The organism is Rhodohalobacter sp. 8-1, from assembly GCF_038150125.1.
Lineage (GTDB): Bacteria > Bacteroidota > Rhodothermia > Balneolales > Balneolaceae > SW132.
Genome location: NZ_JBBVMF010000015.1, coordinates 139,195 through 162,762 on the forward strand (window position 1 = coordinate 139,195; position 23,568 = coordinate 162,762).

Genomic DNA, 23,568 nt, shown 5'->3' on the forward strand with positions numbered 1-23,568 from the left:
AGAATTTGGATTAAGATGAGATTTGCTGACTACGCGAAAATTTATGTAACGGCTGGAAACGGCGGCAGCGGCATGGTGCACTTTCGCCGAGAGAAATATGTGCCGAGAGGCGGGCCAGACGGTGGCGATGGCGGTAAAGGAGGCGATGTCATTTTGATTGGCAATGAGCAGCTGAATACACTCCTTGACCTGCGCTACAGAAAATATGTGAAAGCGGAACACGGCAAGGATGGCCACACGTCACGAAAGACAGGACGTAATGGCAAAAATGAAACGCTTAAGGTACCGCTGGGAACGGTTGTTTATGACGCAGATACCAAAGAACGTCTGGGTGAAATTACAGAACACGAGGAGAAACTGGTCGTAGCCAAAGGCGGTCAGGGCGGACTTGGAAACTGGCATTTCAAAACCGCAACTAATCAGACACCGCAACATGCCCAGGAAGGACGCGAGGGAGAAGAGCGTGCAATTGAACTGGAACTGAAACTGATTGCTGATGTGGGCCTGGTTGGTTTTCCTAATGCGGGTAAAAGCACATTACTGTCGGCACTGTCTGAAGCCCGGCCAAAAGTGGGAGCCTACCCGTTTACGACGCTCGAACCCAATCTTGGCGTGGTCACATTTAGCGACTACCGCAGTTTTGTGATGGCGGATATCCCCGGAATTATTGAGGACGCCCACGAAGGAAAAGGGCTTGGAATTCAGTTTTTGAGACACATCGAGCGGAATAACCTTCTTCTGTTTTTGGTGGGTTGTGATGAGGATATAGAAGGTCAGTATCGGGCACTTCTGCATGAACTAAAAGAATATCGGGAAGATCTGCTTGATAAACCGCGTATCCTGGCCATCACAAAACTTGACCTTAAAGAGGGATTTGAACTGGACGAGCCGGTTGAGATAGATGATGTAGTTGATATCGTGGAGATATCGGCGGCGACGGGACATAATATAGATCAGCTAAAAGAGAAGATCTGGGAGAAACTTCAGGACATTGGAGATCACGAACCAACATAGGGCACTGATCGGACTCATGCAGGTTCCGAATTTTGGCGTCAGAACAGCTCGTGTTGTTTTGAAGAAGACCGGTGTGGATCATGCCGAAGATCTTTTCAGCCTTAACGTAAACGACCTGCTGAAAATACATGGTATTGGCAAGGAACGCGCCGTCAGCCTCACGCAATTTGACGACTGGAAGAAAGTCGATAAGATCCTTGAAAAGACGGAAAAGTCCGGCGCTCAGTTGTTGTCTCTTTCCGATCCCGCGTACCCGATGATGCTGAAACAGACCTTTGATCCGCCCATTATTCTTTGGGTTAAAGGCGATCCGGCCGCTCTCTCCAAGCCTGGCATAGCTGTTGTTGGAACAAGGAATCCGGGCCGCTACGGGATGTATCAGGCCGAGAATTGGAGCCATGACATTTGCAAAGCGGGGTTGCAGGTCAATAGCGGACTTGCTTACGGAGTTGATTCTACCGCCCATAAAACAGCCGTTAAATCAGGCGGGTCAACCGTTGCGGTTTTGGGCTCCGGCATCGACCGAATTTATCCGAACCGGAATATTAGGCTGGCAGCCGAGATTATTGAAAAGGGTGGAGCTGTCGTAACGGAATATCCTCCCGGCACAAAGCCAGACGCAGTCAATTTTCCGGAGCGGAACCGTATTGTGAGCGGTATGAGCTATGGTACGCTGGTGGTAGAAAGCGGAGTCAAAGGCGGAAGCATGATTACGGCCCGGCTGGCGCTCGATCAGAACCGGGAAGTGTTTGTGGTGCCGCACCCGCTGGGCTATCTGAAAGGCGAGGGGTGCAACTATTTGATCCGGACCGGCCAAGGGAAACTTGTTCAAACGATGGACGATCTGCTCGAGGAGCTTTCTGTTCAAACCGAAAATGGAGCAGGCACCGCAGCAGAAACGGTGGTAACCTCAAAAAAATGGGAAACGGCCGAAGACCTTTCTGAGAGGGAGGTGGAACTCTGTAAGTCGTTAAGCGAAAAATCACTGCATATCGATCATCTTGCGGATAAAATGGAAACCGAACCATTTAAACTGTCAGCCATCCTGCTTGAACTTGAAATGAAAGGCCTCATCAAGCAAAAAGCAGGGAAATATTTTGAGCTGACATAGATTTTTGTTCTGTCGTTTAAACAAGATTTAGAATTTCGTAAACATGTAATCGATAGTCTCTAATAAATACTCTTTTAAGAGCAAAGATCATACAGCTTATCGATTAGAAAAAATATCGGTTCTAAGTCATAACATTATGGGTTCTGCCTCGGGATAGTTTACTTAGATCGCTGTAATGAGAAGGATGTCTGAATTAAGAGCTTGCCTGTGCAGTATTGGATTGGGATGCTTTTAAACGGTTTTCGGAAATTTTTAAGCGCTCTTTTCTTAAACGCTTGAAATAGGAGGGAGATAGGCCAGTCACTTTTTTAAACTGTGCCAGAAGATAGTCCTTGTTTTTGTAATTGAGTATATCGGCTATTTCAGATAGCGAATGGTCTTCATAAAGCATCAATTCTTTGGCACGTTCTATTTTTTGGATAATAATAAACTGAAGTATAGACATTCCCTTAACATCAGAAAATATTTTAAGGATAGACTCATCACTGGAAAGGGTTTGCGAGCTGATTAAATCTCTAAAATTCAGTTTTGGTAATGAATCTGAATAATGAATAATTTCGACAATAGTAGTGATGATTTTATCAATCAGCATACTATTACTCTCACTAAGTAAAACCAGGCCGGAACTCATCAAGTTCTTTTTTAGCTGGTCATACTGGCCTTCTGTTATCTCTTCATCAAATTCTATCGCTCCGTGAGGTGAAAGCGAATACTTGAGCTCCAGGGCATCAAGTTCCGATTTAGCGATGATCTTGCATCGCAGGCTTACCATGTATTTTACGTATAGCCTAGTGCTTGCAATTTTTTCATCACTGCTATTTGTGATATTTGATATACTCATTTTTATATTTTTGATTACTTACACATAGCCAGGATACTAATTGGAATATAAGGATATGTCGTAACCCGAAGATATTGGCAGGCTATGTGTCGCTGTCAATCTATTTCTTACCATTTTCAACGTGATAATTTACGTAATTAACTCAGGTTTTCTTTCCTTCCAACCATAATATTTTAGCCTTTTTCTTAATTTTTGTATCGTGAGAAACGTTCCCGTAGAGTAATCAACCAGATTGTTCTTCTTGAGATCTGAATCTGAAAATCTACCGGCCCTTAACACGTTCCATATAATTTCAAGTTCCTTTTCTTCACCGTACAGATCTCTGTTCCTGTAGTTGGCTTCTGCGTTACTTAAATGGGAAGAAAGAGTTTGAAGCAGGAAAGATTTTCGAAGTCCGTTTATGTATTTGTCGAAGTTTGACATAGCCTGACGACAAACAGCAGGATCAATTTTTTCCAATTCGGTCAGTGCCTTTTGGTGATTGTTACTCGTATTTTCAATTTTCATTAGCTTACCTCTTCATATCCACTTTTAATAACTGTTGAAATCATTTTAAAACGGGAATTTGCTTTAATGGAATTAGGAGCATGTGCCGGGATAATAATCGATTGACCGGTATCCAGTAGTTTGCTGATACCATCAATAATGATCTCGGCTTTTCCGTCAATGATCTGTATAAATGTGTCGAATGGAGATGTTTTCTCCTCAAATTTCTCACCTGCATCAAAGGAAATGGCGCTTATGTTCCCGGTTGTTTTCTTAATGATTGTTTTGATGACAACCGAATCAGAAGCATATTCAATTATTTCGACAACAATTAAAGCTTTTGATTTCTCAAACTCTATTGAGCTTGTTTCTGATGCGTACACTTTTTTCTTTACTGGTTTCATTTTTCAGGCTTAAAAGCTTTTATTCATGTACTCAAAGCAGATTCGATTATTTGCTTGAAGCAATTTTAATATTTAAAAAATCTACTTCAGTCGCGTTACAATCGTTTTTTTTATTGTTGTATAAATTACAGATTTGAAGACCATATTTGATCCGGAACAAAAGTTGATCGATTTCTTCCGATATAGGTGGTAATTCAATTTTCAGGTAAGCTGCCTCACTGTTTAACCAATTGGTTGTTTCATTTTTTGTAGCTTATATTTTCAACAAAATGTGAGATATATGTAAGCTTGCTCAAAACTTATGTAATGTTCTCTCATCATTGTATGACCATTTTTAGTATCTGTACGCATTAATCATCAGCAAATATCACTATGGCCGTTGTAGAAAAAGTTACGTTTAACAATCGCACAAGCCGCGAATTCAGTAAAACCGTTAAACAAAGAGTTGATCAATACTTTGAGGAGAATGATCTTTCGAAGCATGCGAATGCACAGATGGTTATCAAGACCATTATTATGCTCACCCTGTTCCTTGGCTCTTATGCCCTAATCACCTCAGGCCAGTTTTCTTTAAACACAATGTGGTTTCTAACCTTTTTGATGGGGGTTGCCGCGGCAGGTATCGGGTTTTCTATTTCGCATGATGCCCTTCACGGAGCGTACTCATCCAACAATGCTGTAAACCGTACGCTGGGCTTCACCTTCGATATGCTTGGGGCAAACGGATACATCTGGAAGATTACCCATAACATCATCCATCACACCTATACCAACATTCACGGGCACGATGAAGATCTTGAAGTGGCGGGGTTCATCCGGCTCTCACCTCATTCCGAACATAAAATGATCCACCGGGTTCAGCATGTTCTGGCCTTTTTTGCTTATAGCCTGGCCATGGTATTCTGGGTGTTTGTGAAAGACTATAAAAACTTTCTGAAAACGAATATCGGACCCTATAACAGCAAGAATCACGCGGTAAGTGAATGGATTATCCTGTTTGCAACTAAAGCAGCGTTTTATACCTATATGCTGGTTTTACCGATGTTATTGCTCGATATCACCTGGATACAGCTTGCCATCGGATTTTTGACACTGCAGCTGACGGCGGGATTGATTGTCGGAATCATCTTTCAGCTTGCTCATGTGGTTGAGGAGACCGATCATCCGCTGCCCGATGAAGAGAATATGATCGACGAACACTGGATGATCCACGAAATGGTGACCACCAATAATTTTGCCCGCGATAATAAGGCGCTCTGCTGGTTTGTGGGCGGACTGAATTTTCAGATTGAGCATCATCTGTTCCCAAGAGTATGCAGTGTTCACTATCCGGCCCTTAGCCCGATCGTAGAAAAGACTGCAAAAGAGTTCAATATCCCATACAACCACCACGAAACTTTTTTTGAAGCCGTGGCCTCCCACTACCGAACCCTCAAGAAGTTTGGTGATCCCGAATTTGAATACTCTGAAGCAGCGGCATAAAGGGTATGTTATAATGCTCTTTTAAAGCTACAGTTTGAGCTCAAATTTTTGTATTATATGAACATGAAATCAGCTATCAAAAAGAAAAATATTGACTCCATTTCCCGCGAGGCCATGAAGTCACAAAGAGCTTCATTTCGTATTGAGGGAATGAATATTCCAAAGAAAAGAGCAGAACAAATTCGACGTGAAGTGGTGCGGGAGTTTCAAAACAGTTCTACTTCTTCAAACTCCTGAATAGCTTGGTCATCGTTTCATAGTTTTTGTCTGCTGCTGTCTGAACTGCTGAAATATATTCCGGCATTCTTTTCTCGGTAATCTTTTCAAAATTAAAGCGGTCATACCCACTCTTTAAAGCAATCAAGTCGGCAAAAAGTCTTGCTGTACGCCCATTTCCCTCCCGGAATGGATGAATAAAAAGAAGTTCAGCATGAAGAGGCGCAACATGATTGATCAATTGATCATATTCCTCAAATTTGTCTGGTAATGGATTTAGAAATTCTTTTTCAAATTCCTTGACGGCAGATGGCAGAAATTTAGCGGCAGGAAACATGAACCCGCCTTTTGATATATTTACCTGTCGTAATTGGCCAGCAAACTCATATAGATGTTCAAAAGCTGCTTTGTGAATCGATGAAATAACATCCCAATTAAATTGGCCTATATTATCCAGCTCCGATTCAAAGTTGATTTCAGCTCGCAAAAATCCACGATATTCTTCTTCTGCGATTTTCTCGGGATCTTTTAATGCGAGTTTATTCGGTAGTATTTCATCTTCTGATTTCGGAGTATAGTATTTCATGGTTCAATAATACTATAAAATGGGGGGAATCGCATTATAACAAAGCAAATCAACCGGACACCGACTTGCTTTTTCGGTTTTCTGTGGTAGTTTTGGAAGACGCTATTTATCAATAAACCGAAACGGTGCCGGTTATTTGCGGAGCCGTTATTTAACGTGAGTTACGAAGGAGGGGAGGCTCTCTCTCACCTAATTTTTATATTGAGCCCTGAGCCCTGAGCCCTGAGCCCTGAGCCCTGAGCCCTGAGCCCTGAGCCCTGAACCCACGTTAGTTATTTGATTTCACCTGTTCCACATATTCCGGACTTGCATAAATAGCAACTTCAATCCGGCGGTTCTCCTGTCTTCCAGCATCAGTTTCGTTTTCGGCAATAGGCTCATACTCGCCCCTGCCAACAATTTCGATTCTTGATGAGGAAAGCCTTTGAGAGACAAGAAATGTTTTTGCTGATTGCGCGCGGCGTTCACTCAGCTGCAGGTTATAATTCTCGTCGCCTCTTGAGTCTGTATGGCCAACAATCATTAAAATGGTATCTTCATCGCGCTTTACAATTGTCGTCAGTTTCCGGAGATTATCATTACCTTCCCGGCGCAGAGTAGATGAGTCGAAGTCAAAAAGTATACCGCTATCGAAGCTGACAGCAATTCCTTCTTCAACACGCTGCACTGTAACGCCATCCATCTCTTCTTCCAGTTCTCTGGCTTTTTTGTCCATATTGCCGCCGATGATTGCTCCGGCAGTGCCGCCAACAACCGCTCCGCCAATAGCACCGGCAGCCGTATTGCCAAGGGTTTTACCAATAACAGCACCAACGGCCGCGCCTCCTCCTGTTCCGATTACTACGCCTTTAGTGGTATTACTTATGCTCTTACAACCTGTTGCTAACAGGGCAACAGCTAATAACATCGATATAAAAACTGATACTTTTGTACTATTCATAGTGTTGATTTTTAAAATTTGATTAGTGGAAAAAAGGCACTGAACCAGCTATTTGATGCCAATTCATTGCCTGTCTAAAAGTGTTTGATTCGGTATTTATATTCGTGGTGAAGTATTGCTTTTTCATTTGCATGAAGCAGCTCAACAGACATCAAATTCTGACAACGTTGCGACAGAATTAATCTGAATGATTAAAGAGGTAGAAGATTCCTATCTGAAATCCTCTGTTTGTTGTTTCTACGTTCGCACTTTCTGAGATATCACTTATTCCTAAATTATACCTGGCATCAATTCCAAAGCTGGTCGGCGGATGAATATACCCCACGCCAAAGCTTAATCCTGCATCCAGAGATTTAAAATCATCTTTAAGATCGTTGGAAGAGTCATTGTTTTCGCCTTTAGCGTTAATCAAAAATCCTAACTGCGGCCCGGCCTGTAATCTAAATCCATTATCAAACATATATTGAGCGAGAACCGGAATGTTAATGTAATCCAGCTTTAATTCAGTATTACCACTCTTTGCGCCCTGCATGGAATACATAATTTCAGGTTGCAGAGCAAACTCGTTGTTCAGATGGATATGACCAATCAAACCTGCATGAATCCCAATTCTTGAGTCAAAGTCAGAGTTATTGTCACTGTTAATTGTATGTGAATTCAGACCTATCTTCGTACCGATATTTACATTTTGTGCACTTACTGTGCCCACAGCCATAAACAGTGTGGTTATCATTGTAATCAAATAAAATTTCATGGTATTGTTTTTCAAAGTTCTTGGCAGGTTAATTTCCACCTTTTGGAATCCTTTCAATTGCAGGTAAAATGCATGGTTTTTAATCCGGAAGTGTTACGAAAAGAATGTAAGATCTTATATAGATCACGTATAAATTCACCGGGGGGAAGTCGTTTTGTTTCTTCGCAGGAGTTCCGATACAAGACAGAATGAACAAGAAGCGCTCTGTGATAGACTAAATATTTATGTTTATCGTAAGGTCTCAAGTAGGAATCTCTTAGTAATACTCCTGACTTCCGCACTGGGACACCCGGTTAAGAGGTAACTGTAATGATTATAGAAAGCTGATGGGCAGACTACATTTCTACAACTACCAGTGACAGATTCTAAACATGACGTTTTCTCCCCATACTTTTGGACCGCCAAAAGTATGCAAAAACTCCCGGCTGTGATGGCTTCCGGGCATGGGTTGCCCCGCACGGTTACACTACGAGAATGCTCACTGTGTGAGCGCTCGTAGCGATTTCTCCCGTGCTGGGGTGCACCCCATGCTATCCCTCCACCCATCAAGGCCGGACACCTTAGCGTCCTAAACAATATTTCTTGAACAGGACTGGATCTGCTCTGTCACTTTTTAAATGGTGTTGCCCCGTTTTTGGGCAAAATTAGTTGCTATCAATGACAGATTGTGAAGATTTAATTAATTGAGAACATGTCTTGTCGCTTATCACTCCAGGTCCGGTTTCGCGCCTGCGCGTAACAACAAGCCCCTGGCAGGGGCGTCAGCTTAATAGCCCCGCATAAGCGCCGTGGTTCTTCCGGTATAAGGGATGCCTACGGCGTCGGCGCGCAGTGCGGGGTTAAGATGAGCAGACAATCCAGGGGCTCCGAGGCGTTTAATTCCGCAGAAGCAATGGATCTTGTCGAAGGAGGCATGATAGAACTAATCCGTGGATTCATCATGGGGTGATTGCAGAACATTAAACGTGCGATATACTGGTACGCCGAAATCTCTTCTTCTGGAGTGAAATCTATGGTATTCTTGCATGGATCCTCTTAATCGGTCACTGTTTAAATGGTGTTGCCCGTTTTCGGGGCAAAATTGGGGCCTACCAATGACAGATGCCTAACGTGGCGTTATCTCCCCATACTTTCTCCGCGGGGACAGGTGGACCGCCACCCCGCAGGAGCGGGACCAAAAGAAGAAAGTATGCAAAAACTCCCGGCTGTGATGGCTTCCGGGCACGGGTTGTCCCGCACGGGTACACAATGATAATGCTCACTGCGTAAGCGCTCATTGCGATTTTTCCCGTGCTGTGGTGCAACCCATGCTAATCCTCTACCCATCAAGGCCGGAGACCTTTTTCCTGATCGAGATTACCGCAAAAATGGATCAAAAATCGGGACACCCCAGTGATCAATTTTTAAAGCGTAAGTCATTGATATTCAATGCCCAAAATTATGACTCCAAAAAAGTGCAGAAGTCAAGAATATTTATGTTTATCGTAAGGTCTCAAGTAGGTATCTCTTAGTAATACTGTCACGTTGCACTTGGTGCAGTTTGTCAGACACCGTTGATAAAGGTTGGAGTATCACCAATCGGAATTCGCTACGTCGCTACATCTCAAAAATCGCTAAATCAAATCAGTTTATTAACGCACGCCCGGTTTGCATCCCCACCCGGAATGCGTATTCCGACCCGATTGCCTGCCAAAACGAGCCGGTTTGAACCATGTTTCCACGCCTTCACGGAAACGTGCAGAATCCGGGAGCGACAACATCGCACAATCTACATTGTCCTGAAATTGTATGGAAGGATCCGGAATTTCATCAGATGCAGTGAGTGAGGCAAGAGAATTGATATAGGCCCGAACGTCTTTAAAGTCGTACAGGGCAAGTGTTATGGTGGTAAGAACCGTTTCTTCCAATCGCTCAAACGTTTGCTCTGCCATTGAATGGGCTATCTGAGTGGGTGACGTCCCCGGTTCTGTTTCCAGTTTGGCTATAGCATCTGAATTTATGTGGGAGAGGTGTAAGTTTTGCGGAGAGGCAAGCATCAGATCCGTAAAGGGTGCCAGGTGGTCAGCCATCGCAGGCGTGCCGTTATTACATGTTGATAAAACGACCAGACTGAACCGATCGTCATCCGACAATAAGAAATTCTGAATACCTTTGGCAAATGCTGCCGTATTCACATTTATATCAGGCAGTGTTTGATGGTATCCAAAACCGTTTTCCGATGGAAGTTCATGACCAGAATAGAGAAAGTAATTCTGATGGGTCTCAGTCCGGTTATGAGCCCGGTATTGCTTCATTAATTGCGCTTCGGTAGCAAGAAAAGCTTCCTTTTTATCCGGATGGCGATAGTTTACCCGGTTAATGAGCTGCCCGTTTTTATAGTGATAAAACCGGCTGCTTTTCCGTGGAAAGAGGCCTAAGAATTTTCTTTCCGGCCGCTGATGGTAAATAAACACTTCGCCTGAATGTGCTGCCTCAGCCACGTCAAATGCGGTGGTAAGTATCTTAGAATTTTCCCGCACCGGTTTACCGTCAGGTGTGTGATACAGGTAATCAGAATCGGCGTGGATGTAATAGGTTACTGAATAGCTAATAGCCGATTGATTTTCGGGCAGGGTTTTCATGCTTAATTCCGATGTGTGGCTGCATCCTGAAATAATGAGCCCGGCAAAAAGAATCAGGGAAAGAATAAAGTTTTTCATGAGTAGAAATGGTTCTGCCACAACAGGGTGTATGTAAGTAGCCCTGTTAATAATTGTTCTGCGTACTATAGCTCCGATTTTGCCACGAGGACACAAAGGCCCAAAGATACACGAAGGTTTTAAATGCATTAGTACTTGCCAATGATTACAAACAACGATTCAATTCTTAAAGAACCCTCGTGGCAAAATCGGGAACGTGATAGGTGTGAATTCATTCATTTTTACTGTATATAAATAGCTTTGGCATTGAATAATTCCGGCCTTTTACGAACCAACACCACACCTGGATAAATGAAAAGAGTCCCCTCCACTATCCGATGGAATCAATCCAAAAGAAGGCAGAAAGGGACTTTTTTTCTCAAGCAATTTCAATTCACAGAGTTGATGGGAATTATAAAAGCAGCAGTATGATAAGAATCAAAAGGGCAGTGGTTACACCAATGGTAACGGTCCGGTCGGCCTGTTCAACGAAATCCTGGGAGAAATTGGAGAAGTCATCCAGGTCTTCATCATTGATGTCATTAAAACCATCCAAACCGTTTAATTCGCTCAATTTTTCCGTCAGACCGAGTCTATAAGTATTGAGTCCCGCGCGTTCTTCTTCAGTAAGAGAAGCCCGCGATTCAATTTTATCTAACGCTTTAATCATTTTGTTGAACGAGTCATTTAAAATGGCTCTTTTTTCGTCTGCATTTTCTGCATCATGAACATTCTCAACAGTTTCATTAAAATGCTTTTTAAAGGTTTCGGTAACGTTTGTTGATTGTGCAATAGATGCTGTATGAAATGCACATAACAGAAGTAAGGAAGCGAATATGGTATTGATTGTTTTCATAATGGTGTTGATTTAGCGTAATAGTTATTGTGTCTGCGTTAGAACGTGTGGGAGATTAAAATTTTCAGAACAGCAACGGTTTTAAGTTTTTGTTCTATAGAGGTCTTTCACACATATTATAACAAAGATCTTTGTTATTTTCTTAGTTTAGTTGTTGTTTAACTTCTGCCTTAATTATTTTCGTTTTTGCAAGAGCTTTTTTGCCTAACCTCATCGTTTCGTCTTCCAGGTTTTCAAATGGATGAGAAACAGAGTCAGCTAAGTCATCGAAGTTATTTTGAACGTACTCTTTGTATTCCTGGCCTTTCTTTGCAATTCTGCCCCTCGTTTTTGATCCTTTAACGGGTGCAAACAGAGTTCCGGCGATAACGCCTGCGGTTCCCGCAACAAGAGCTGTTAAAATGATAGATGAGATTTTCATACTGTTTTTTCTTTTTAGATTTATTTGATGATTGAACACAATTTAGTTGAATCTTTTGATATGATTGCGGAGACGATTGAATGCCCGAAAAGTAACGGACAGACAATTTGCCGAATCGATTTCTCCCGCTTTGTTATAGAATTCTTCTGCCCTGTATCACCTGAAGCAGTACTGCAATAACAGCAATGACCAACAGGACGTGAATAATGCCGCCTGTACTGTAGCCAACAAATCCGACTAACCAAGCGATTACTAAAACGACGGCAACGAGATATAATAGATTTCCCATGATATTTTATATGTATGATTAATGTTAATTAGTGGTATTGGCAGCGGCAAAGAAATCATTCAATGAGTCACCAAGATCATCCATTTTGTTGCTGAAGTTAACCTTGAAGTCATCCCAGTTTTCTTTTCCTGAAGCTTCGTAATTGTCCATTTCACGTTTGAGGTCGCGATGGGTGGCTTCAAATCCATCAAGCTTTGTTTCATATCTGGCTTTGATATCGCTTTTGGATTCATTATTAATTTTTTTCTTTATATCACTTATGGCGCGATTATACTCCATTATCCGATCCGCATTTTTTTCTCTGTAGATTCGGAGCTCTGCTACCACCTCACTTGTGGCGATCTCCAAATCGCGGTTTGCTTCGATAACCGCTGTTTCAGCCTCATCCATTTTGTTAGACGAGCTATCACAACCGGTCAGAAAAATTGCTGCACAAAGTGTGACGGTTGTAAGTATTCCAGGTATCTGTTTCATAAGTATTTTGATTTTGTTGTTTGTTTGATTTTAAACTTTCTTAAAGGACGACATTCAGGGCGAGTTATTTAGGGGGCAGAATTTTAAAAAAAGGGTTGTTTGTACATCCGATCTTAGATCTGCATCCAATACGGTTTCAAAAATTAACCCACTACCACTAAGTTTTTGGCGTGATAGTATTTCCACACATGCAATGTGTGAGGAATTTAAGAGAGAAGTGTTATACAGCGGCGATTTGAAGTTATATATTTAACAGGTGCTGGGTTATTTATCCTGTTTCACCTCTAATAATTAATGAGATAGTAATCAACCATTACTTTGATTAGCTTGAACAAATTGATTGAGAGCCGGTACAGCGGCATCACACGATCACACCCCTCAAAAAACCCCGGAATTGAACCGTCTGTACTACGATAAAACCATGTGGTATGTCTAATTTTTAACTGTGGCTTATGTAATGGTGAGCTGCTTACTATCGTCTATTTTTAGCGTAATTATAATCTGAGAAATCGTTAACTCATGGATAAACGTATTAAGAAAGATCAGTCTGGAAAACCTGAACAAAATAAACAGGGCCAGGATAATGCCCGGCTGATGGACGAGGTACAGGAGCTTGAGAACAGGTACATACTGGTCTCCTCTAAAATAAATCATCTTAAAAACAGCGTAAAAAATCTGAATCATGATGTTAGGAGCCCGATTGGAGCTATTACCGGAATGATTGACCTGTTGCTTATCAAAGATAAAGATCAGATTGAGGTAAACACCAAAGATCTGATGATGATTAAGGAATCTGCTGCATCCTTAATGGACCTTATAAATGGTACACTGGAAGATCAGAATATTCATGAAAGCATGAATATCGACAGAATACTCTCTTCCGTTATTTCGGAGATCAATCGGTTGTATCTTCCAATGGCACAAAATAAAGGTGTTTCTCTTTCGATGAATAGCCAGATCGACACAGAAATACATCTGCCATCCCATTTTTTTATTAATCTGATACAGATCATTGGGAATTTAATTGGGAATGCTATCAAATTTACACCGGACAAAGGTTCGGTCAATGTGGTTTTCAGACTGGATCGAAGCGAAAATCCCAGTATGCTGAATATGACTGTTACTGATACAGGGAAAAGTATGTCGGCTGGCCAGGTATCCGCGTTTAATCTGGGCGAACCGGTAAGAAGATCCAAGGGGACCAATGGGGAACAAAGCTATGGACTTGGGCTTAAGCACGTCCTGCAAATGGTTTCAGAAGACGACGGCCAAATTTTGGTGAAAAGCGGTATTGGGTCAGGGTCAAAATTTTCATTATCATTTCCAATTTCTGAAAATAATTTAACCCTGAAAAATATCGCTCACACTAAGGTTAAAAACGGAACTTCGGTTGTGAACATCTCCCCAGGCTAATTTTACCGTATAGTTTCTTCGTGTTCATTTCATCGATTGTGTTGTTTTTCAATGCAAGATGGTTTTCAAGATTAAAGGCTAATCTATCAATATTATTTAAAAAAATAATTCAAATGGTAAGCCATTGCTTTTGCAGATCCTTCTCTGCGCCATCAACTACAATGGCTTGATCATGATGACACGTTCATGGGATGACAAGCGGGCGGCGTAGGCTCAGTCGTTGCTTTTTACCTCGTTATTTCTTCACGCCGCCCTCCATCCTTGCCGAATAATGGTCATTCTGAATAAAACGGTGATTTTCCGGTTTATGAAGAATCTGTAAAAGCAATACATGATGTTCTATCGAATGACACCAGTGATTGGTTTTGCGAACTTATTGATCCAACTGTCTTGAGAGGACTTTAAGAGAAGCTGAACACCGGCTATTTTTATGTACCCACAAGGTTTCCCGTAGAACCAAAAAATAATTGACCGTATTTTGGAGCTACTGCCTTTACCCGGCCTAATAGCTGGTTATTCACACTCTCTTCTATTTTATTTTCAAATCCCTCTACAGCTATCAAACCAATATTAAACACCAGAATAAAATGATGATATTCATTACCTGTTCAGTGAAATGACATAATCTAATCGAAAAATCTGCGATTTATGTAACAGTATCAGTAGTTATTACAATGGTTTAGTGGTTGCTATCTTTTAATATGATTGTGTTCCGTGTTAACCACAAGTAAAGTTGGAAGAAATGGATAAACATAAAAATGATTCATCAATAAAATCTGATCAAGAAAAGCAGCTGCGAAATATTGCCCGGCTGGTTGACGATCATTATGAGCTTGAAGAGAAATATATACAGGTGCTATCAGAATTAGATTTACTAAAAAGCCGCATGAAAAATCTTAATCATGATATTCGAAGTCCGCTTGGCGGCATTACCGGAATGATGGACCTGCTGATTATTGAAGAAGATGACATTGTCAAAGTAAGAACCAGCGATCTGAATATAATTAAGGAATCTGCCCAATCCCTATTGAATCTTGTAAATGGGACGTTGCTTGTAGGAGAGTCTCAAAAAGAGGGGGGCAGCAAGAATATCGATCGAAAACTTTCGTCTGCTATGTTGGAGATTAACCGCTTGTATCTTCCAATGGCACAAAATAAAGATCTCTCGCTGTCGCTGAGAACCTATATCGATACAGAGATACGGCTAACACCTGATTTCTATATTAATTTGATTCAGATTGCCGGAAACTTAGTTTCGAATGCTGTCAAATTCACTCCGTCTGGCGGCTCCGTAAACGTGGTTTTTACCCTGGATGAAGGTGATGATCAAACCACGTTAAATATAACGGTAGTGGATAGCGGGAAAGGAATGTTGCCTGACCAGGTATCTGCATTTAATCAGGGCAAGCCCGTTGAAAGGGCGAATGGCACCAACGGGGAACAGAGTTTTGGTATCGGGCTGCAGCACGTCAAGAAAATGGTTTCAGATGAGGATGGTCATATTGATGTGAAGAGCGATAAAAACTCAGGAACAATATTTTCATTATCGTTTCCACTTCCAGATAATAATCTGAACCGAATAAACACATCCAGCTTTACCCTTAAAGACGGGGCCTTGTTACTGAATGGATCTCAAAAGTAGAGGGGGTAATTTTTGTGAACAGTCAACGAGTGAGTCATCTATGATTGACATGTTGACTCCACTTTACCCGGGTTTTTGATATAAATCATCCGACGAATACCTGCAAAACCCCAATGTTAGTGCTCCAGCTATAATCGGGAAAGATGACTTTCACAATCATTATTTTACATCGAACAGAGAACTTCTCTTTTGGGAAAAATTCCACTTACCCTCCAAATTAATGAAATTACCCGCAATTGCCATTCACGGCGGATCCGGAACAATCACGTTTGACGCCAAAGACTCTAAATTAAAGAAACAGTACCTCGATGCTCTGACTGCCGCCTTAGATGTTGGTTTTGAAATGTTGACTAAAGAACATTCAGCTACGGAGAGTGTATGTAAAGCGGTGACAATCCTGGAAGACTGTGACCTGTTTAACGCAGGCAAAGGCTCGGTGTTTACGGCAAAAGGTCAGCATGAGATGGATGCGGCTATCATGGATGGGAAAACACTTAAAGCGGGTGCAGTAGCAGGCCTGCAGGGAGTAAAAAACCCGGTTTTGGTAGCCTATGATGTTCTTCAAAACACACCCTTTGTGATGATTGCAGGGGAGGAAGCGATAGAATATGCGCGCCAAAACGATTTTAAATTTGAGCCGGATTCCTATTTTTTCACCCAGCTTCGGTACGATCAGTGGCAGGAAATGAAGGGTGGTGGAGAGATGACACTGGATCATTCCGGGGAGGGAGTTAAATTTGGGACTGTGGGAGCTGTGGCCGTAGATACTGATGGGAATGTGGCCGCTGCAACATCAACCGGCGGTATGACAAACAAGGCGTGGGGACGGGTGGGCGACAGCCCTCTGATTGGAGCGGGAACCTATGCAAACAACAGCACCTGCGCAATATCCTGTACGGGCCATGGGGAGCATTTCATTCGCGGAGTGGTGGCCCATGATGTCTCATGCAGGATGGAATATGGCGGCAAAACCCTCGAACAGGCCGCAAATCAAGTGATACATGAAACATTAAAACGAGCAGGCGGTGAAGGCGGATTGATCGCTGTTGATTCTTCAGGTAACATTTGCATGCCTTTTAATACCGAAGGGATGTACAGAGGCATGAAAAATAAGACCCAAACCATCACCCGGATTTTTTGATTGGCGGGTTATGATGCCTTGTATCGTAATGAATCCGTGCAACTTTCTCCCGGATGTTGTATCTGTCTTGCGTAGCCAGGATATGTACCGTCAAATTAGCAAGAGAGACCGGTATTCGTTTCTTCAATTTATCATATTGATTATAAGTAAGGTTGCTGCCGTCAAAGATGACAACCATTCCCGATCCGATAATTTCTAAAATATTTCCCTCCCTGATAATAACGCCGGTATCCTCGCCCAACCCCACACCCAGTTTCCCGGGATGCCGGGCAACAGCTTCCGCAAGCCTGCCAAACCGGTGCCTTTTGATGAAGTGGCTGTCGAAAATAACCTCACTCATTAAGCCCAGTCCCTTCCCCATGTTGAGATCATTTTTTCTTAGAATAGTGCCATTTCGCCCTCCTGAAATCATCTCATCAGACATAACAACCGCCCCGGCACTGGTTCCCGCGATGGTGAATTTTTCATTTTGATAACGTTTTCGGAGCAATTGATGGGTCAGCGTATCTTTTATAATCCGGCTGATCTTGCTCTGATCTCCCCCTGAAAAGAGGATGATATCCGAACTGTTTATCCTATCCAGTGTAGAAGACAGATCTGCTTCGTCACGATCACGGATATCTAAAATGCCGACGTTTTCCACTCCCAGCCTCAGAAATGATTCTTTATATTTTTTACCGACGATCTCAGGAATTTCGGAGGCGCTGGTGATCACCTCAATGCGTGGTTTAGATACTTCGGAATTGTTAATGATATCCTGAAGGATGAACCCCTCCCCAAATTGGGTATGAAAACTCTCATCTGTTTTCTTAAACTTTTTTTGCTCATTGCCACCAATGGCAATCAGCGTTCCAATGGGTGTTTTCATTGAGATGGATTCTGCAAGATTTGGTCATAATAGTATAAGCCTGAGTTCGATTTTTTAATCATAAAAGAAAGAGTCCCCCTTACCCCGCTAGGGATCCCTTTGGGAGAAAAGGGGGAATTAGGGGGATGTTTATCAGATTCTGGTAAAATCCGATAGACACCCCTCTCAATCTCCCCTTGTTAAGGGAGACTTTTTTTGATCTTTTAAAAAATTTATTAAACGAACTGAGATTATTATCCGAAGGTAGCTAACTTTTCAGTAGTAAAATTTTCTTTGTTTGGATATTTCAATCTGGGAATAGCCTTTATAGTGGGTCATTTTATTAGAAAGCTGTTTGCACCAGAATAAGAGTAGTATCATGTCAATTCTCATTTGTCGCATAAAGACCTGACAGCATTCCCGGTGCTTTCCGTCCCGACAGCGGTCGGGATGTCAGCGTCAATAACCAATGCTGTCAGATCCGGTGGGTGCTCAGGTTGCTTACGACATTTCATCAATGACACAACAGTAGGGTATATGTAACAAGAGGTGGGAATCCTGTAACCTTAAATCACCATCTATTTAATAGATTGAATATTCTGCAATTTTGTATCAAAATTTTTCAATAAAAAAATCTGATGAATATTCTGAACATAAATGTGATGTCTGGTCCTAATAAATGGTCAGTAAAAAGGTTCCCGCTTGTTGTGATGCAGCTTGATATCGGTGACCTGGAATACCGGCCTACAAATGAAATAGACGGATTTCATGAACGTATAACAGAGCTCATTCCAGGCCTTTATGAGCATCACTGTTCGGAAGGGGAACGGGGTGGTTTTTTTGCGAGGGTAAAAGATGGCACATGGATTGGTCACGTCATAGAACATATCGCAATAGAGCTGCAGGTTATGGCCGGTATTGAAGCCGGATTTGGACGAACCCGGGGAACCGGTGAAGAGGGACACTATTATGTTGTGTTTGATTGCACAGATGAAGAGTCGGGGCGGCTCACTGCAGAAAAAGCTGTTTTGATTGCACAGCACCTGGTGTATGGAACGGAAGCTGATCTTGATAAGCATGTAAAAGAGATCAGGAATACGAAGGCTGAAAACACTCCGGGACCCAGCACAGCATCGATTCTTAGCGAAGCTGCTTTGCGTAATATACCGGCCATTAAACTGGAGGACAATTCGTCCTGGCAGTTGGGGTATGGCAGCAATCAAAAGCGAATATCCGCAACAGTCACTTCATCAACCAGCTATACTGCCGTGGAAATAGCGTGCAATAAGGAGAGTTGCCGCGATCTGTTAATGAGCATGTCGGTGCCGATAGCCGATGGTGCTGCGGTAGAATCATCAGATGAACTGGTAGATTCCATTGATTCCCTGGGATTTCCTCTTGTAATTAAACCGGCAGATGGAAACCAGGGACGGGGCGTTACAACAAATATTACGACCGCAGAGCAGGCTGAAAAAGCGTTCAGATTTGCATCCACAGTTTCTGAGCGGGTGATTGTCGAGAGATACATCCCCGGCTACGACTATCGCCTATTGATGATTGACGGAGAATTGGCCGCTGCCGCAAAACGTACGCCGGCGCATGTGGTGGGTGATGGAAAGTCATCTGTCCGGCAATTAGTTAAAGAGGTGAATAGTGATCCCAAACGGGGAGAGGGCCACGAAAACGTTCTTACAAAAATCCATGTGGGACCCGCCGCAAGATTCATTTTATCTCAAAAAAACTATACCCTAAAAACCGTTTTGAAGAGTGATGAGGTGCTTTATTTAGATTATGCAGCGAACCTGAGCAAAGGAGGGACTGCCGAAGATGTCACCGACCGGGTGCATCCGGAAGTGGTGAAGACGGCCTCACGAGTCAGCAAGATCATTGGTCTTGATATTTGTGGCATAGATCTGATTGCCCCAACATTAACAAAACCCCTGGCTGACACAGGAGGCGTTGTACTGGAAGTAAATGCCGCGCCGGGATTTCGAATGCACCTCGATCCCTCAAAAGGAGAACCACGGAATGTAGCCGCACCTTTATTAGATATGCTGTTCCCGGAGAACAAAAAGAGCCGGATTCCCCTTATAGCCGTCACCGGAACCAATGGAAAAACAACCACAACCCGGTTGATCTCACATATCATGAAAGAAGCGGGGCGGCGGGTAGGTTACACCACAACAGACGGAATTTATGTGAATGATGAGCTTCTTATGAAAGGGGATTGCGGTGGCCCCAAAAGTGCCCGGTTGATTCTGAAAGACCCAACCGTGGACACCGCTGTACTCGAGTGCGCAAGAGGGGGGATTTTGCGGGCCGGGCTCGGATTTGACAGGTGTGATGCTGCTGTCGTCACCAATGTAACCGCCGACCATCTTGGGATGAAAGGAATTCATACTCTCGATCAGCTGGCACACGTGAAAGCGGTTGTGCCGGAAAGCGTGCATGCTGATGGTTACGCCATCCTAAACGCCAACGATGACAGGGTGTATGCGATGCGGAAAAATGTGCAGTGCACACCGGTACTCTTTTCTATGAAGGATAACAGTGAGCGGTTAAGAAAACACCGTAAAGCCGGCGGTATCTGTGCTGTTATTACCGATAATAACGTTACCATCTGGGACGGGCCGGATTCACTCGTCATTGAAAATGTTGAAAATATTCCGCTTAGTTTTGGCGGGCGGGCGGGATTTATGATCGAGAATATTCTGGCGGCTGTAGCAGTGGCTTATACACAAAAGATATCTGCTGACGTGATCCGTAAATCGCTGAAAAGTTTTATGCCGTCACCGGAGCAAACACCCGGCAGGATGAACCTCTTTCAATTTGAAGATTACGATGTTTTAGTGGACTACTGCCATAATCCTGCGGGCCTGGTAGCGATCAGGGAGTTTATTGATCATTCATCCTATAGCTACAAAACGGGCATCATATGCGGCCTTGGTGATCGCAGAGAAGAAGACAGCCTTGAGCTTGGCCGGCTCTCAGCTGAACTTTTTAGCAACATTATTATCCGTGAAGATACCGATCTGAGGGGGAAAGCGGCCGGAGAATCATCAGCGATTGTGAAACGGGGCGTAGAACGATCAGGATTGAATCCGCCAGTAGAGTGTATTCCAAATGAAAAAGAGGCGCTTCTGGTTGCGATGGACAATGCACTGCCGGGCACACTTGTGATGCTCTGTGTGGAAAATGTTGATGAGGTCATCAGCATGCTAAAACAGATGCAGCTGCAGGAAAAACGGAAACAGAGTACGTCGATTAGAAAGGTTATTCATCCGGAAAAAGATCTTTCAGCAGAGATGAAATATTTGCAGGAGTAACTAAAATTTCTCCGCAGAAAACTCTCCAAAAGTTCAAAACTCTTGGAGGGTTTGGAGTATGTGCAGATACCTAACCAAATTTGTCTTCTATCAAAAAAACCCTGTGATATATGTAACAATTTATACATAGGGCATAATGCATACATGCACCAATCTAACCACATTGAAACATCAAAAAGATACGTAGCAGATAGCTGTTATTATGGGACCAAAAATTTAAATAAGAAAATGATGAAACAAACATTAGGCGGTATACTGAGTATAGCAGGATTGATTGGGGTAATATTTTTTGGAATTGAATATCTGAATGACTCAGAGTCATTTGAGTTATTGGGAGCAGATGTTGCCGTAAGCACCGGTGATTATGTTCCGATTCTAATATCACTCATTGTTCTCGTTGTGGGAGTTGCCATTTATAAGACTAAATAATCCGATGGGGATGATGCATACTGTTATTGATTGAAATTAGTACATGTATGGACTCATCCAAGACTGCATCCCATATCATGTATCAACAAACAGAAAAAAATTAAGCAAGAGAGGTCGATAATGCGATCCGTCATATTTAAGTTATGCCTTTTCGTAACACTAACGCTTTTCGTTTCTGCATGCAGCATTCAGCAAAGTGCGATAACCGGAGACAAGCGGGCGTATGGTTACAGCTGGGACCAGGAAAAACAGATTGGTAAAGACGCCGATCTGCAAATCCAGCAGCAGTACGGGTTATATGATAATGATGAGCTTTCTGCGTATGTCAATAATATTGGTCAGGAAATGCTCGCCGTCAGCCATCTGAACCGACCCGACACGCCGTCTGAGTATGCAGGCACAGAATTTTACTTTCGTGTTTTAGATAACCCGGTGGTCAATGCATTTGCCCTGCCCGGAGGATATGTTTATGTAACCCGTGGCCTGTTGTCACATCTTGATAATGAAGCCCAGCTCTCCGTGGTGTTGGGGCATGAAATTGGCCACGTGTTAGCACGTCATGCTTCCCAGCGTGCCTTTGAGCAACAGATAGGACAAATTGCACTAATCGGAGGAGCCGTTGGCGGTGAATTACTGGGCCTTCCCGGGGGTGATATTCTTGGTATTGGCAGTCAGGCAGCTCAAATGTTGTTTTTAAGTTATGGCAGAGAGGATGAGAGGGAATCGGACCGTCTTGGCGTAGAGTACGCCTCTATGCAAAAGTATAAAGCAGCTGAAGGAGCCCAGTTTTTTGTGTCGCTTGAGCGGATGTCGAAACAGTCGGGACAAAGTATCCCTGACTGGCAGTCTACCCATCCTGACCCTGCAGAACGGGCAAACAGTATCCCTGAGCTTGCCGAGGAGTGGAGGTTGAAAGGATATGAGCAGACTATAGATAATACAGATCAGTATATGGGCAAGCTTAACAATCTGATCTACGGCGAAAATCCGCGGGAAGGATTTACCCGAAGCGGCAATTTTTATCACCCGGAAATGAAATTTCAATTTCCAACCCCTGACGGCTGGCAGGTGATTAATCAGCGGTCACTGGTAGCGATTGTCAACGGAGACCAGGATGCCGTGTCGATTATGACACTTGATGGCGAGTCGGCAGGAGCAGAGGCCTCGGTTAACGAATTTTTAAATCAGGAAGGTATTATCACCATTGGAAAATCAAATGCAGAAAGCAATGGCCTCACCTCGTTTCGGGCAGAAGCCACCGGACAGACTGAGGATGGAACCCAACTCAAATTCTATCTTTACTCTGTAGAGTACGATGGGATGATTTATCGGTTTATAAACTATACCACACTTGAAAAATTCGGAACCTATGTGCCTCGATTTGTGGAGATTACCAATGGCTTCAGGCAACTGACAGATTCAGGCATTTTGAATATTCAGCCGGTTCGCCTTCAAACCGTCAAAACGACCCGGTCGGACTTATTCATGTCCTTTCTTCCGGCGAATATTGAAAGCCTGTCCATAAACGTAACTGCAGAAGATCTTGCGATTATGAACCAGGTAGCACTCGATGAGCGAATAGAGAGCGGCACGTGGATCAAGATTCCGAGATAAGAGCCTCTCATGCGAAATCAAAATCTCAATTCGTCTGTAACCTACCCATTCTGGTTTAAGTCGACTATTATACTGTTTGGGCTCTGCTTGTTGGTGGTCACTTTAAGCTTTGGAAAATTTATTCTGATGCCTCTTGCTTTCGCCGCCATCTTCTCAATGCTTCTAAATCCGATTGTAGCAAGATTTGAGACCTGGAAAATGGGACGAACCTTTAGCATCGTTCTTGTTTTACTTATGATCATCGTGATCGTGACGGGTCTGTTGACGCTGCTCACAGTACGCGCCATAGGGTTTACTGATAAGATCCCTGAAGCCGCAGAAAAACTAAAAGAGTCAGTGATTGAAGGCACGATTTTCTTTGAACGATTCACCGGTATTTCCCAGGGCAAACAAACAGAGTATGTAACAAACAGTATAAACAATCTATTTGATACCGGAAGTGAGTTTCTAAGTTCATTGCTGCAGGCCACAACAGGCACAATAACCTTATTCGGGTTGCTGCCTGTTTTTATCTTTTTCATGCTGTATTACAAGAAAATGTGGGTCTATGTTGATCGGTGTGGGTAATTCATTCTTATTATCTAATCACAAGAGAATAGAGCCA

The 23,568-nt window shown here is 43.0% G+C and carries 22 protein-coding genes; 10 read left to right on the top strand and 12 right to left on the bottom strand.

Going from position 1 to position 23,568, the window contains the following annotated elements; genetic code table 11:
• The first annotated feature begins 15 nt into the window (after positions 1-15).
• Positions 16-1,014, top strand: coding sequence for a GTPase ObgE (gene obgE, locus AABW11_RS14465; protein ID WP_340105836.1), 999 nt, complete (start codon positions 16-18; stop codon positions 1,012-1,014).
• Positions 1,015-1,030: 16 nt separating this feature from the next.
• Complete coding sequence (gene dprA / locus AABW11_RS14470; protein ID WP_340105837.1) at positions 1,031-2,125, top strand: DNA-processing protein DprA; 1,095 nt, start codon at positions 1,031-1,033, stop codon at positions 2,123-2,125.
• 193 nt (positions 2,126-2,318) lie between these two features.
• On the opposite strand, the gene AABW11_RS14475 is transcribed toward dprA, so the two are convergent.
• The 3 genes from AABW11_RS14475 to AABW11_RS14485 form a co-directional block, all read right to left on the bottom strand.
• Complete coding sequence (locus AABW11_RS14475) at positions 2,319-2,966, bottom strand: helix-turn-helix domain-containing protein (protein ID WP_340105838.1); 648 nt, start codon at positions 2,964-2,966, stop codon at positions 2,319-2,321.
• Between the two features lie 129 nt (positions 2,967-3,095).
• Complete coding sequence (locus AABW11_RS14480; RefSeq protein WP_340105839.1) at positions 3,096-3,473, bottom strand: hypothetical protein; 378 nt, start codon at positions 3,471-3,473, stop codon at positions 3,096-3,098.
• Positions 3,473-3,856 (bottom strand): cupin domain-containing protein, encoded by a 384-nt coding sequence (locus tag AABW11_RS14485; RefSeq protein ID WP_340105840.1) that lies wholly within the window; start codon positions 3,854-3,856, stop codon positions 3,473-3,475. The genes AABW11_RS14480 and AABW11_RS14485 overlap by 1 nt, the downstream gene beginning before the upstream one ends.
• 372 nt (positions 3,857-4,228) lie before the next feature.
• Here AABW11_RS14485 and AABW11_RS14490 point away from each other — a divergent pair, with 372 nt between their 5' ends.
• On the top strand, positions 4,229-5,338 hold the full coding sequence (locus AABW11_RS14490; RefSeq protein WP_340105841.1) for a fatty acid desaturase family protein: 1,110 nt from the start codon (positions 4,229-4,231) through the stop codon (positions 5,336-5,338).
• Positions 5,339-5,555: 217 nt separating this feature from the next.
• On the opposite strand, the gene AABW11_RS14495 is transcribed toward AABW11_RS14490, so the two are convergent.
• The 8 genes from AABW11_RS14495 to AABW11_RS14530 form a co-directional block, all read right to left on the bottom strand.
• Positions 5,556-6,140, bottom strand: coding sequence for a Fic/DOC family protein (locus tag AABW11_RS14495; protein ID WP_340105842.1), 585 nt, complete (start codon positions 6,138-6,140; stop codon positions 5,556-5,558).
• 268 nt (positions 6,141-6,408) lie between these two features.
• A complete protein-coding gene (locus AABW11_RS14500) occupies positions 6,409-7,080 on the bottom strand; it encodes an OmpA family protein (protein WP_340105843.1) in 672 nt (223 codons plus the stop codon).
• Positions 7,081-7,258: 178 nt separating this feature from the next.
• Complete coding sequence (locus AABW11_RS14505; RefSeq protein WP_340105844.1) at positions 7,259-7,834, bottom strand: porin family protein; 576 nt, start codon at positions 7,832-7,834, stop codon at positions 7,259-7,261.
• A gap of 1,631 nt (positions 7,835-9,465) precedes the next feature.
• Positions 9,466-10,533: a hypothetical protein gene (locus AABW11_RS14510; RefSeq protein ID WP_340105845.1), complete on the bottom strand. Its 1,068-nt coding sequence runs from the start codon at positions 10,531-10,533 to the stop codon at positions 9,466-9,468.
• Positions 10,534-10,924: 391 nt separating this feature from the next.
• A complete protein-coding gene (locus AABW11_RS14515) occupies positions 10,925-11,368 on the bottom strand; it encodes a hypothetical protein (protein WP_340105846.1) in 444 nt (147 codons plus the stop codon).
• Positions 11,369-11,510: 142 nt separating this feature from the next.
• Positions 11,511-11,789 (bottom strand): YtxH domain-containing protein, encoded by a 279-nt coding sequence (locus AABW11_RS14520; RefSeq protein ID WP_340105847.1) that lies wholly within the window; start codon positions 11,787-11,789, stop codon positions 11,511-11,513.
• A 133-nt stretch (positions 11,790-11,922) separates the two neighbouring features.
• Positions 11,923-12,078 (bottom strand): lmo0937 family membrane protein, encoded by a 156-nt coding sequence (locus tag AABW11_RS14525; RefSeq protein WP_340105848.1) that lies wholly within the window; start codon positions 12,076-12,078, stop codon positions 11,923-11,925.
• 24 nt (positions 12,079-12,102) lie between these two features.
• Entirely contained in the window at positions 12,103-12,552 is a 450-nt protein-coding gene (locus AABW11_RS14530) for a hypothetical protein (RefSeq protein ID WP_340105849.1), read from the bottom strand.
• Positions 12,553-13,071: 519 nt separating this feature from the next.
• Between AABW11_RS14530 and AABW11_RS14535 the strand changes: the two genes are divergently transcribed.
• From AABW11_RS14535 to AABW11_RS14545, 3 genes are all read left to right on the top strand, one after another.
• Complete coding sequence (locus AABW11_RS14535) at positions 13,072-13,965, top strand: sensor histidine kinase (RefSeq protein WP_340105850.1); 894 nt, start codon at positions 13,072-13,074, stop codon at positions 13,963-13,965.
• A 742-nt stretch (positions 13,966-14,707) separates the two neighbouring features.
• Complete coding sequence (locus AABW11_RS14540; RefSeq protein WP_340105851.1) at positions 14,708-15,607, top strand: sensor histidine kinase; 900 nt, start codon at positions 14,708-14,710, stop codon at positions 15,605-15,607.
• 220 nt (positions 15,608-15,827) lie between these two features.
• On the top strand, positions 15,828-16,748 hold the full coding sequence (locus AABW11_RS14545) for an isoaspartyl peptidase/L-asparaginase family protein (protein WP_340105852.1): 921 nt from the start codon (positions 15,828-15,830) through the stop codon (positions 16,746-16,748).
• On the opposite strand, the gene AABW11_RS14550 is transcribed toward AABW11_RS14545, so the two are convergent.
• Entirely contained in the window at positions 16,732-17,616 is an 885-nt protein-coding gene (locus AABW11_RS14550; protein WP_340105853.1) for a cyanophycinase, read from the bottom strand. The genes AABW11_RS14545 and AABW11_RS14550 overlap by 17 nt on opposite strands.
• Before the next feature lie 617 nt (positions 17,617-18,233).
• On the opposite strand from AABW11_RS14550, the gene cphA reads away from it, so the two are divergent.
• The 4 genes from cphA (at position 18,234) to AABW11_RS14570 (ending at position 23,531) form a co-directional block, all read left to right on the top strand.
• Positions 18,234-20,921, top strand: a complete 2,688-nt coding sequence (gene cphA / locus AABW11_RS14555; RefSeq protein WP_340105854.1) for a cyanophycin synthetase — start codon at positions 18,234-18,236, stop codon at positions 20,919-20,921.
• Positions 20,922-21,149: 228 nt separating this feature from the next.
• Positions 21,150-21,350 carry a hypothetical protein gene (locus tag AABW11_RS14560; RefSeq protein ID WP_340105855.1) on the top strand — a complete coding sequence of 67 codons (201 nt, stop codon included), beginning with the start codon at positions 21,150-21,152 and terminating at the stop codon, positions 21,348-21,350.
• A gap of 120 nt (positions 21,351-21,470) precedes the next feature.
• On the top strand, positions 21,471-22,964 hold the full coding sequence (locus tag AABW11_RS14565; RefSeq protein ID WP_340105856.1) for a M48 family metalloprotease: 1,494 nt from the start codon (positions 21,471-21,473) through the stop codon (positions 22,962-22,964).
• A 9-nt stretch (positions 22,965-22,973) separates the two neighbouring features.
• On the top strand, positions 22,974-23,531 hold the full coding sequence (locus AABW11_RS14570) for an AI-2E family transporter (RefSeq protein ID WP_340105857.1): 558 nt from the start codon (positions 22,974-22,976) through the stop codon (positions 23,529-23,531).
• Positions 23,532-23,568: the final 37 nt, after the last annotated feature.